General features: G+C 49.4%; 10 protein-coding genes. 5 read left to right on the top strand and 5 right to left on the bottom strand.

Annotated elements, in window-relative coordinates; genetic code table 11:
- Positions 1–179: 179 nt before the first annotated feature.
- On the bottom strand, positions 180–317 hold the full coding sequence (locus ABTW62_RS06510; protein ID WP_430903785.1) for a hypothetical protein: 138 nt from the start codon (positions 315–317) through the stop codon (positions 180–182).
- Between the two features lie 219 nt (positions 318–536).
- Between ABTW62_RS06510 and ABTW62_RS06505 the strand changes: the two genes are divergently transcribed.
- Both ABTW62_RS06505 and ABTW62_RS06500 read left to right on the top strand, forming a co-directional pair.
- On the top strand, positions 537–1,370 hold the full coding sequence (locus tag ABTW62_RS06505) for a transglycosylase SLT domain-containing protein (protein ID WP_430903784.1): 834 nt from the start codon (positions 537–539) through the stop codon (positions 1,368–1,370).
- 502 nt (positions 1,371–1,872) lie between these two features.
- A complete protein-coding gene (locus ABTW62_RS06500) occupies positions 1,873–2,766 on the top strand; it encodes an N-acyl amino acid synthase FeeM domain-containing protein (RefSeq protein ID WP_430903783.1) in 894 nt (297 codons plus the stop codon).
- A gap of 21 nt (positions 2,767–2,787) precedes the next feature.
- On the opposite strand, the gene ABTW62_RS06495 is transcribed toward ABTW62_RS06500, so the two are convergent.
- The 3 genes from ABTW62_RS06495 to ABTW62_RS06485 form a co-directional block, all read right to left on the bottom strand.
- Positions 2,788–4,137, bottom strand: coding sequence for a pectin acetylesterase-family hydrolase (locus tag ABTW62_RS06495; RefSeq protein ID WP_430903782.1), 1,350 nt, complete (start codon positions 4,135–4,137; stop codon positions 2,788–2,790).
- Between the two features lie 28 nt (positions 4,138–4,165).
- Positions 4,166–5,023 (bottom strand): PEP-CTERM sorting domain-containing protein, encoded by an 858-nt coding sequence (locus ABTW62_RS06490; RefSeq protein ID WP_430903781.1) that lies wholly within the window; start codon positions 5,021–5,023, stop codon positions 4,166–4,168.
- 212 nt (positions 5,024–5,235) lie between these two features.
- Complete coding sequence (locus ABTW62_RS06485; RefSeq protein WP_430903780.1) at positions 5,236–6,936, bottom strand: FAD-binding protein; 1,701 nt, start codon at positions 6,934–6,936, stop codon at positions 5,236–5,238.
- Positions 6,937–7,183: 247 nt separating this feature from the next.
- Here ABTW62_RS06485 and ABTW62_RS06480 point away from each other — a divergent pair, with 247 nt between their 5' ends.
- The 3 genes from ABTW62_RS06480 to ABTW62_RS06470 all read left to right on the top strand — a co-directional run bounded on the left by ABTW62_RS06480 (position 7,184) and on the right by ABTW62_RS06470 (position 10,578).
- Positions 7,184–8,416 (top strand): ABC transporter permease, encoded by a 1,233-nt coding sequence (locus ABTW62_RS06480; RefSeq protein WP_430903779.1) that lies wholly within the window; start codon positions 7,184–7,186, stop codon positions 8,414–8,416.
- Positions 8,417–8,650: 234 nt separating this feature from the next.
- Complete coding sequence (locus ABTW62_RS06475) at positions 8,651–9,235, top strand: hypothetical protein (protein WP_430903778.1); 585 nt, start codon at positions 8,651–8,653, stop codon at positions 9,233–9,235.
- Positions 9,236–9,366: 131 nt separating this feature from the next.
- Complete coding sequence (locus tag ABTW62_RS06470; RefSeq protein ID WP_430903777.1) at positions 9,367–10,578, top strand: ABC transporter permease; 1,212 nt, start codon at positions 9,367–9,369, stop codon at positions 10,576–10,578.
- Positions 10,579–10,818: 240 nt separating this feature from the next.
- Here ABTW62_RS06470 and ABTW62_RS06465 read toward each other — a convergent pair whose 3' ends face one another.
- Positions 10,819–12,246 carry a DUF1302 family protein gene (locus tag ABTW62_RS06465; protein WP_430903776.1) on the bottom strand — a complete coding sequence of 476 codons (1,428 nt, stop codon included), beginning with the start codon at positions 12,244–12,246 and terminating at the stop codon, positions 10,819–10,821.
- Positions 12,247–12,305 lie beyond the last annotated feature (59 nt).

Genomic DNA, 12,305 nt, shown 5'->3' with positions numbered 1-12,305 from the left:
CTTTTTACACTACTTACACCCGTCTTGGCCTCATTCCAAACTACCCTAAGATTCCCATTCATAAACATTTAGTTACACGCCATCACCGCACTCTTAAACGACTTGGCACATATTTTGCTTCATTAGAACTGTATGAAAATATATGCCCATGAAGCATTTTCAGTAACGCTTCAGACAGTTCAGACAAAATGATCATCGCGTTCACGGCGAGCCGCAACAGGTGCGCCAAGCCATCCATTGCTGAGCCGGTAGGGTGCCGCCCGCGCACCATAAAAAACCGGCAAGGGATTATTGCCGGGCCCATGTTCATCATTCACGAAATTGAAAATTGCGAAACCAGGGCTTTTTCCGGCAACGGCAATTTAGTATCAACCGAATGGTGCGCAGGCGCACCCTTGCACTGACTCAGGTTTGACAGCTAGCCACTGAAAGTGGCGTGGAAGCATAAATAAACACAAACCCAGGGCGGAATATTCCAAGGAGGCCTCAGCATGCGCATAGATTCCAGATTATTAGCGATATGGTTGGCTTGTTTAATGACGAGCAGCCTTGCACTCGCTCAGGACAAAAAAACGTCGCCCAGCCAAATCGCACAGGACACCGAAATGCTCGTGGCAGAGGCTCGGCGCCACGAACACGGTGAAGGTGTTCCCCAAGACAGAGAGAAAGCACTGGAATTGTATTGCCGCGCCGCGCAACGGGGTTCAGCCGAGGGACAATACGCGCTGGGATGGATGTACGCCAACGGCCGGGGCGTTGAACGCGACGACAACATCGCCGCACAGTTACTCACCATGGCAGCCGCCCAGGAGTATCTTCCCGCAAAAAAACTGCTGCAATTCATTCCGCCGCCGGATGAAACAAAAACACATTTCCCCGATTGCTGGCAAACATACCTCCACCGACCAACCAAAGAATTTTATGTCAGCCAGCCTGTCTTCGCATTGGTACAAAAATTAGCCCCCCAGTACCAAATCGATCCCTATTTGGTACTGGCAGTCATTTCCGTAGAATCGGCCTTCAATACACAAGCAGTCTCTTCTAAAAACGCACAGGGGCTGATGCAGCTCATTCCCGCCACAGCGGAAAGATTTCAGGTCAAAGATGCATTCGACCCGGAGGAAAACATCAAGGGCGGCATGGCTTACTTAAGATGGCTACTGGCCTTTTTCCAAGGCGATGTCGCGTTAGTGGCCGCCGCATACAATGCCGGAGAAGGCGCCGTGGAAAAACATGGCGGTGTCCCACCCTACCCGGAAACCGTCGACTACGTCAAAAAGATTCTTGGCCGCTACCAGAAAACCACCCATCCCTACCAGCCTGAAGCCACCAACAGAACTGCTTTTATTTTCACTCGCGCCGATCATTGAAGGCGGCTCGACCATAAATCAGGCCGGTATTTTGCACATTTGATCAGGCAGCATCGCACACCGACCTGATGTGTGCGCAGATGAATTTCCCAAAACAGCTCTCCGGTCACACCCTCTCACGACACCACCACAATCCAGAAAGATTAGGCAGCCCGAGCATGCAGGCCACTCCGCAGCCGCGCCAGACAGAAAATCACTTCGGACAGAAGACAAGATAATCTGTCTCCTTTATGAGACAAATAAAACACAAATAGAACAACCAGTTAGAAACTGTAAGTGATTTTTGTCACAAATACGACGACAAAAATTGTCGACACCCTCTAAAAATCTTTATAACACACTGATTAAACATCATTTATATTATTGGCACGAATATTGCTTATATTCCACCAGCGTTTCAATTTATAACTGATCTTTACCTACACTACTGCTTATATATGCAGAACTTTATAGACTGACATGCATTTGATTCGGACAAATAATCTATGAGGAATCGCTACCCATGCAGACCATGAACCAACCTCAGCTAGGAGCTTCAAGAAAAGCCCTTCAAGAAACATACCCGATACAAGATCAATATTCCTCTAATTACTTGGCCTTTGAAAGAGCTGCAGACCCCCTTCCCACTCTGCAATATCGCCCATCGCAAAACTGGATACACCCCACAGATCGAGCGGCCCAGACAGATTGTTTATTGCAAACTGATAGCTACAGCATTCATCTGGTAAGCACGCTCAAGCAACGCATCAAAGCCAGCACTCTCATCAAGCGCATGTACGCCTCTCGCGGCTACCAGACTGACAGTGCGTCAGTCTTCTCCGCAATCCCTTTTCAGTACACTTTCGAAGCACGCTGTGGGCAGCGAATCATTGGCACATTGACTTTAACCATAGATAGCAACAATGGATTGCTTGCCGATACACTTTATCAATCCGAACTAGACCAATTCCGTGAACAGGGACACAAGCCATGTGAAGTATCAAAATTAGCCTTCGCTCCCAACAGCAGCTCCAAGGAAATCTTTGCAGCCTTGTTTCACATTGCCTATCTCTACGCACACGTACTGCATGATGCACAGGATGCTTTTATTGAAATCAATCCACGCCATATGTCTTTTTACCGGCGCATGCTGGGCTTCTGCCAAATTGGACAACAACAAACCTGCCCCCGGGTCAATGCCCCAGCAGTACTACTTCATTTGGATTTGGAATACATGGGCGCGCAAATTACCGCCATGGCAGGACAACTCAGACAGAGGGAAAAAAGCATATACCCCCTCTTTCTCACACGAAGCGAAGAAGAGGGAGTTATTCAGAGAATGCAGCCAGAAAAAACAATCACACACACGCAACGTAAGTGCAACACTGATACTCGATTATCGCTGGCTAGAACATGATCACAGACGCGCCTGCTGCATTTATTCAGCAGCAAAAGGGGCTTGACAATCTTCAAGACACATCAGATCGCGCAACTCGTTATTCCTGTCATCTGTAACAAGCCGCCGCACCCAATCTGTCAGCCTAACACCCCCTGCGCTGTTCTCCAGGTAGAAATAACCATCTGGCGGCACGGGCTTGAACAGATCTATCAATGCTGCATGGAACACTCCTGCGCCTATGTAGTAATTTACATTTCTACTGGCAGCGACCCCATCAAAAGTGTCGCGCATTCTGACATGCCATTGCAGCCATGATTCGGGCGGTATATTGCCCCACTCATCCGGATCGTTAATTCCTGCATCGGTCTTCAGCATGGTATTCAAGAAAAATGCTTGAATACTATCCCATGCAGTGGAATAAAAGGCGAATCGGTCCCTTCTGAAATGGCCAGACAAGTCTGACACCAGCTGCTGATAAAAAGTATTTGCGTCATAACTACCCACACGATCAATACCGGGAATCCAGGTCGCCAGCGTATCTCTAACCCCCCAAGGCCCTCCGTCAACCGAATTAAAAACACGGTTGACAAAAGGTTGTGTGAACACCCCCGCAGCCGCATCTACCAGCAAGGCAACGATAGTTCTATTTGGATAAAGGCTTTGCAATCGTGAAAAATTAAGCACGGCACCATAAGCACCTGCACTTGAACCTGCTATCAGCACTTTTTCAGTATTTTTTCTGTCAAGATTCTGTTTCATCCATTCCCTGACTGCCATGAAATTATCGAATCCCCGATGCTGAACCATTACCGGGTTGCCGGAATTCACGAACCCAAGTGGGTCACTGTACAGCATGTCACGCGAACCGATATGCACATCGCCCGTACAATACGGAATAAAGATGATATTCCATTCACGAGTGGGATTGTCTTCGCGCGCAAGATCCATGATACCGCCGACTATTTCTGGCATATTTTCCGCTTCAATGGTCGGGTTATAAACCGGGCGCTCGCCTGCCACCAAGGAAGTCAAGCAAGTCGCACCATTCCAGCACGCCCCGCCTCCATTGAAATAGATAAGTGTCTTGTCCTTCTTGACACCCTCCCGGAAATAGAAATGAAAAGGCTGATTGGGCACACCCACTTCGTCTGGCAAATAGCTGAATGCGCAGCCTGGTTTGATACTTCTATCTTGACCATTATCATCTTCCACGGTCATTGTCGTACTTGAAACGTCTATTTTTTGCCAACCACTTGCAGCCACATTGAAAGCTAATAATACACATAAAAGATTTAGCAAGAATTTTATAAACCCCAGAAATCGGATCAAGTTCATTACCAATCCTCCCAAATGTAAAAGGCCACCAATATTATTATTGGCGGCCTTCAACTAATTAATTTAGGTACTTCAGAGTTGCTTAGGTAGCAATACCGCGTTGCCTTCTTCCTATACCAAGTCCAACAAGCCCCAGGCCCAATAACACCAATGTTGCCGGCTCTGGCACATCTACAAACGTACCACCGGAAATATCAGCAGTACCACCAAAGCACCAATCTCCCTCACCCGCAGTACCGTCGAAGCAACTTCCATCTACCACAGCTGCATCAAACTGATTTAAACGGCTTCGTAGATTTGAAAATGAGGCAGTAATATCTATATCCGCAAAACCGCCGCTGCCATCAGGTATTGAACTTCCATTCAGGAAACTTGCCACCGAACCAATACCGAAGCTACCGCTCAAGTCAACATCATAGAGTCCAGAAGTACTGCCAGAAAGGGTTGATGCTCCGACCAAAGTTCCAGTGCCGGTAATCTCACCATGGTTATTGAATCTAGCCCATTCGGTCAGTCCACCAATATCTATTAGATTACCCGGAGAACCAGCCGGGTTGGTCAGCAAATTTGGAAGCGGCGCATCGGCGCGATAGATGTCAATCATGCCCGTATCAAATGAAACCGCCGATCCCGCTGATTCTGTGAAGCCAGCAGAATTGTTAAACGTGGCGATGTAATACAAAGTACAAGCGCCACCACCCGCACAATAACTGCCTTCGCCATTAACAGTTGTAATCTGGCCATAGGCAGTTACGTTCTGGCCGTTTCCATCAATTAGTGTTTGAGCTAAAGTAGCTGTTTCAAAATGAAAATTTAATGGATTATCACCTAGAGCACCAAAATCAATACCCCCGACAACAATAGCATTAGCCGACATCGAGGCAACCAAAGCACCACCCGCAAGGGTAGCAATCGCCATTTTCTTAAATTTGTTTATCATCATCTTGCTCCTTAGATTAAGGTCTAATTAGACTTACGTCTCACTTATGAAGACTAGAATTCTAGCTCACTTCAATATAAGCAAGTTGCATGCCACTTCATTGGCAAGGTATAAACAACATATATTACAACAGGTTAGGACTGGCCTGCTTTTCACAAGGCGCTCAGCACATAATAGTGTAAAAAATCCCGACAGAACCGATAATGGAATCATTAATCAATTCCATACCTACCAGGCGCCAAAATTCCTGCAGGATCGAGTGCAGCCTTGAGTTTCTGATTAAATTCCTTCAATTCCGGACAGCACTGGTACAATTTCTGCCATCCGTTAACCCCGGCACGGAAATGCTGATATCCCTTGCTATGCGATAAATCCAGAATGGCACTGTAAAGCTGTTCGGCACGCGCACACTCTGTTTCATCCAGGCGATCGTACAAGATAACCATCAATGGACAAACGCTACGCGCATTGAAAATCATGGTCGTCATGTAAAAATCGAAGTTGAATTTTTCAAACAACAGCTCGCATTCCCGCGTAAACGCCACGACTTCACTTCCGCGAAAAGGAAGCACAGGCACAGACCACAAAATACCCAGATCATCGCGCCCAACGTGAATATCCTTTACCGGGCGCTTCTTTCTGTATCGAAAATACCCCCGTCGTACAACGGTCTCTACAGGCTTTCCTTCATGCAGGTCGATCAGACCCGGAAAGAGTCGAACTAATGCCAGCGAAGTGCCGAGTATTTTTCGTATGGCAAAATCGATCAGCTTCAGCCACAACCCAGATTGGATTGTTTCCACTGCTTCAATTTGTTTACGAATGAAATGCGCACGCTTTTTAGTGAACACATTGATGCGTGTACAGGAATCCGATGCTTTCAATATTTTTTTTGCAAGCCGACTCGCGGTTTTGACCATGGAGCTGTGCCCATAAATACCAAAAGAACCTGTCCAGCCAGGAACGGAATATTTATGCTTGAGCGCTTCGAGCTGATCGCGGCTGATAGCCTTTTTAGGCTCTATGCCCTCATCAATCGCCTGTGTCAATAGCGTCAGAATCGCGACGCTGTTGGAAAATCGGCCGGTTTCATGGATCACACCCGACAGCATCAATTCCCGCACAGTGTCCATGCATTTTGCCAGCGCGGCATTATCCTGGATATTCAGGCTGAACAGAGTGTAGTCCTGCGGCTTGCGCATCAGCCAAATTCCCGCTTTGGTGACAACACCGTAATTCGACTGACTGAATAGGCCTTCTATATACGGCCCAACGCCCCATTTGTATAAATGGGCAGCGCCTTTCCCAGCTTCTTTATTGGCAATACCGGTATGGATCATACTGCCATCGGCAAGCACGACCTCATAACCGCACAGATGTGCAAAGTGGTCACCGTATTTGGTCACACCTACGCCACGGTCCAGTGCATTACCTATGACACTGCCAGTTGGTGGTCCGCCGGGGGAATCCGTCCACAATGGATAATTATTTTCCTCGAGAAAGCGATTGAGCGCTTCATAAGTCACACCAGGCTCAATAATGGCATAGGCTAACTCTTGATCAACATGAATGATTTTGTTCATTCGATTCAACAGGACCACAAACGAATCCTCACTTGCACTGGTATTCAAATAACCCCAGTTCTTGCCTGTACTGTAAACCCAGAGTTTGACCTTATAATCAGCGGCAAGCCTGACCAGGGTTTGTATTTGTTCACTTGATTCCGGATAAATAAATGCCTGGGGCCTGCGTGCGTTGACAACCGGATCCTTTGCCAGCAAGTCATAATCATCGCCTGATCTGATGATTTGGGTCTCATTAAAATGCGTCATGAGCAACTCGATAAAGATATCCGTCTTTGTGCTCATCTCATCACCGTCATTGTCCAGTTTTGTAACATTCGCCAAACTCATTTAGTATTCCCCGCGAAAAATGATCGGGACACTTTTTCATACTCCTGTTTGAATTGGCATCCCTGAAAGCAGAAAGCGCCACCGCAAACCAACCTTGCAGCGCGGCTTGCAATGAAAGAATTTTCACCATGTATATTTATTAGCGACAGTTTATACTGATAGATTGAATTCCAACATTTCGACATAACTTTTTTGAAACAAATCGTGTAGATGCTACCCCTCGGGTTGTATACCGCCTAAGACAAACATGCTGAGAATCTGGTCAAATTTTTCATTGTCACTCCGCAATCTCACACGCCACAAACGACGCAGTGGCATTTCGATCGGGTCAGTCGCTTTCGGGATCACTGCGCTGATTCTGGCCAGCGGTTTTATCGAATGGATTTTCGATGACTTTCGGGAAACCACTATCAAATCCCAGCTGGGCCACTTGCAAATTGTCCGGCCCGGGTATCATGAAATGGGCAAGTCCGATCCTTATGCCTTTCTCCTGCCGGATAATTTGCCACAGCTGAACGACCCCGGTGATGAGATACATCAAATTGCGGCAATTGTGCCGCGGCTGAGCTTCAGTGGTTTGATCAGTCACGACGAGGCGACGCTCTCATTCATCGGCGAGGGCATCGATCCACAGGAACAGCTTTACTTCGGCGACGCCCTACAAATTTCGGCAGGCAAAAACCTGTCGCCCGACCGGCCTCACCATCTCATCATGGGCGAAGGCTTGGCGCGCAACCTGGGCGTCACGGTGAACGACCAGGTGGTGTTACTGGTCACTACCGCCTCGGGGGGGCTAAATGCCGTTGAAATGACCGTAGGCGGGCTGTTCTCCACCGTAACCAAATCCTATGACGACAATGCGCTGCGATTGCCGATTGAGACTGCCCGCAAGCTGCTGCGCACACCGGGCGCGCATAGTTGGGTCGTGCTGCTCAACGACACCGATCAAACCGATACGGTTCTGGCAAAATTGCGCGATACGCTCCCCAGCGATCAATTCGAGATTGTGCCTTGGTATGAACTGGCTGATTTCTATAACAAAACAACCGTATTGCTTGCCAAACAGGTTCAGGCCGTCAAATTGGTCATCGCACTGATTATTCTGCTCAGCATTTCCAATACGATGACCACTAACGTGATGGAACGAACCGGCGAAATCGGCACGGCCATGGCGCTAGGCGTCAAACGTGCCGGGATTTTGCGCCAGTTTCTGCATGAAGGGATGTTAATCGGCTGCATTGGCGGCTTGATTGGCATAGGGCTCGGCATGCTGCTCGCCGAGATGATCTCCAATATTGGTATTCCCATGCCACCGCCCCCCGGGATGGCGCGGGGATATACCGGCGAGATACTTGTTTCGTCAAATATGATGCTGGAAGCCTTTCTTCTCGCCATTCTCACCACGCTCGCAGCCAGCGTTTATCCCGCCTGGAAGGCTTCGCGCATGCAGATTGTGGATGCGTTACGGCATAATCGGTAATTATCATAGCGAGACTTGCAAATCCGATACCATGCGGATCGTTGTGTATAATTCTGGGTTACCGCGCCGCTTCGCGGCTCGCAACGACGAGGTGTGCAGCGTACGCTTGTGTACCATGAGACCCAGATTGCTCCGCTGTGCTCACAGTGGCAGTGGATACAGATGCCAGTTACCTTTGATCTTTGGTGTGTTTGCCCCCATAATGCCAGTCATGAAAACTTTTTCTGCAACAGAATGAAAATACTGACTTTATTGGCCTTCTGCTTGTATTCCCTGCCAGCTTTCCCAGTGGATGTTGCGCCGCGCATTTCTGATCGGGAAATTATTGAATCGCTGGCGGAGCTGAAAGCTGGGCAAAGATCGCTTCAGGAAAAGATGGACCAGCGCTTTACTGCCACGCAGGAACAAATGGATTTGCGCTTCAACACTATGCAGGAACAAATGGAATTGCGCTTCAACACTATGCAGGAGCAAATGGATCTGCGCTTTGCTGCCATGCAGGAGCAGATCGATCAACGGTTTGCTGCTGTCGATCAGCGCTTTGTTTCGATTGATCAGCGATTCGAGTTTCTGCAACAGTTGATGCTGGTAATGATCGCCGCCATATTCGGATTGATCGGTTTCATCGTTTGGGACCGGTACACCACGCTGCGCCCGATGGATCAGCGGTTGCGGCGAATCGAAGAGGATCTGGAGAATGATCTCGAGCTGAAAGCACCCGATGGTTCGCGCATTATCCGCCTGATCCATGCGCTGCGCGAGCTCGCCAAGGAAGATAAAAAGCTGGAAGCCGTTCTGCGCAGTTTCTCGTTGCTGTAGCACGCTTGTGGAAAGATGGAATAAATCCCTATTGATCGCTGCGGACATAGCACAGCAATCCCGAACAACGGCAGAACCCGAGTCACGGATCACTGCCGCGCGACTAACTAACCAGTGTTTCTTTGTTACATATGTTTAAACTCGCTCTGCGTAACGTTTTCCGGCAAAAAACACACACCCTCATGACACTGGTAGCGATCATTGCCGGGGTGGTCAGTATTATTCTGGCTGGAGGATGGGTGCAGGATATTTATGTGCAATTGGGTGAGGCCCTCATCCATTCACAGAGTGGCCATTTGCAAGTCTACCGCCAGGGATACTATGAGGCTGGCTCACGCTCTCCGGAAAAATATCTGATGGAGACGCCTGACTTGATCAAACAGCGCATTGCGAAGGAAGCAGAAGTCGAACAAGTGATGGCGCGGCTCAATTTCTCCGGCCTGCTCAATAATGGCAGAAGCGATCTACCCATTATCGGCGAAGGCGTGGAGCCCGGACTGGAAAGCGAATTGGGCAGCCTGGTCATGCTGACAGCTGGACGCCAGCTAACCGATAGCGACGCTTTTGGTATCTTGCTGGGTAAAGGGGTTGCACAGGCGCTGCAACTCAAGCCGGGTGATCCAGTCACTTTATTGGCCAACACACTGGATGGTGCGCTCAATAGTCTCGATTTCGAGGTCATTGGCATCTTTCAGAGCTACTCCAATGACTTTGATGCACGCGCAGTCAGGATTCCGCTGCCTGCCGCCCAGGAATTGCTGGGCACAACGGGCGTTAACGCGCTTGTCGTTTCGCTGCAGCACACTGAGGCTACTGAGCAGGTCGCGTTCCGGTTAGCGCAACGGCTTGAGGCATTCGGACTGGAAGTCAAAACCTGGATGGAACTGAACGATTTTTACGAGAAAACCGTGGAATTGTATAAGGGCCAGTTTGGCGTGCTGCAATGGATCATTCTGGTCATGGTCATACTTAGCGTTGCCAACAGCGTCAACATGAGTATTTTTGAACGTGTCGGTGAATTTGGCACCATGATGGCCCTGGGTAATCGCAGCAGCCAGGTGTTCTTACTCATTCTTTACGAAAACTTCCTGCTGGGGCTGATCGGCGGCGGATTGGGTGTCGGCCTGGGTATTTTCCTGGCCACGACCATTTCTGCCATTGGCATTCCGATGCCGCCGCCACCCAATGCCGATCTGGGTTATGTCGCTCGTATCCAGGTTGTTCCCTCCGTCATATTGCTCGCACTGAGTATCGGCTTCATCGCCACAGTCATTGCAGCATTACTTCCTGCCAGGCATGTGGCACGGATACCCGTTGTCGATGCCCTCAGACAGAACCTGTAGGGGGAAAGAAGCATTTTTTATTGCGTTACCGCTGCACGGTGCATGGAGCCCCCAGGAGGAATAGCTATCAAGCGTAGCGTGTGTTTACGCACCGTGACAAACGCCTTGTCTAACCGCCTCTCCGTTGCAAAGACCAGCCAGCGGCAAGTTAAGCTGTTATATTGTCGCTGAGATTCAGAATCCCGCTCAACTTCCAAGTGTAAAGTTTTCCGACACTCGCTTATAGGCTCCTCAATCTCATCAAAAAGAGAACCGCAATTCGGTATAGACCCTGTCATTATTTGCAAACCTGCCAAAGAGTCCGGTCGGCGGGCCATCGAAGATATCGGCGCCAACCGCTATGCGCCAGTTTCTCGCGAAATTCCAGCCAAGACGGGGTCGAAGCATGCGTTCGCTGCGATTAAGGCTTTGAATCAGTAACACCTGCGCATCAAAATCCCGCCAGAAGTTGCCTTGCAGGAAAACGCTTGCACCGTTTTCGTATCTGTCCGCAAAAATATCCCGGTCGTAGCCCAGAAAAACGCGCTGAAAGAACTGCAAATTCAGGCGCACATCCTCGGGCAGTGGAAAATCCAGGCCGAGTGCATAGTCGATCGTATCCTGCCGCACCAGGCCATCGGGTTCGGTCATGCGGGTAACGTTGAAGCGGCGTCCATGAGTGTAAACAAATTCCGCCTTGAGCACCGCGCCGCCCAGATCTTTGGTCAGTGTTCCGCCTGCCTGATCGATTTGGCCATGGCGCGCCTGAAATAGCAGCGGTTCATCGGGCTGACTGACACGATGGAAAGTAGGACTGGCATCCAGGCTGTGATAATAAAATGCCGAGATATCCCAGCCCCGGATCAATTGGGAGAGACGTATACCATAATTCGAATTGGCCAGATTTCTGCCTGAGCGATCTTCCCCCAGGAATCTGACTGGTACCGGCTCAGGCAATGCGAAGGGATAAAACTGTGCCCCCGGCCGGCCGATTTCATCCAGGCTCGCGAAGGGAATCCAGACCAGGTCGGCGTGAAAGTCATGCTTTGAGTATTCGGTACGAATGGCCCACTGCGGTATACGCAAGATATCGAAATCGGGCAGGACGAATTCGCGCATATCTCTTGCAGACACAACATCCGCAAAAAATAATCCGACCATCTCCCCCCAGATGATGTGCTGGCGGCCCACACGGATATCGAAATCCTTGACCGAAATATCCAGGTAATTTTCCCGCAGAAACAGTTCAAAGCGATGATCTCGGCGCACAGACCGTGGATAAAAATCCGAAATATCATGGATGGCATCATAATCAATCCGGGCGCTCAATTTCCATTTGATGTTTGGACTCAACTGACCGAGATTGGACAGCTCCGAACGCAACCGCAGCTTGGATGCATGCGCCGGTTCTGCATAAGTGTGCGCGAACTCCAGTTGAGAAAAACCGCGCCAGGAAGCTGTCTGCTGAAACACACGTTGAGGAAAACCGGCATCGGCACCGTTATCATCCTCATCTTCGAATAAATCGTCCAGGGCAGTAGCCTGTGCCACATGCGTCGCAAAAACCACATCCGGAGAAAAGGCTGGTGTCCGGGGGCCGCTGTCCAGGGAACCGCATTCCGCAATGCCGCTCCATAACGCCAGGCATGACAGCAACAGGTTCCCCAGTTTTTGGGTCGACCATTTCATGGCACTGAAAAATGCTGCATCATCTCTCATTAAGCTGATTAGCGTTTTGAGTTCCGGAA

The organism is Nitrosomonas sp. ANs5 (assembly GCF_050584665.1).
In the GTDB taxonomy this organism is placed as follows: Bacteria; Pseudomonadota; Gammaproteobacteria; order Burkholderiales; family Nitrosomonadaceae; genus Nitrosomonas.
This window is presented reverse-complemented; position numbering and strand designations above follow the sequence as displayed.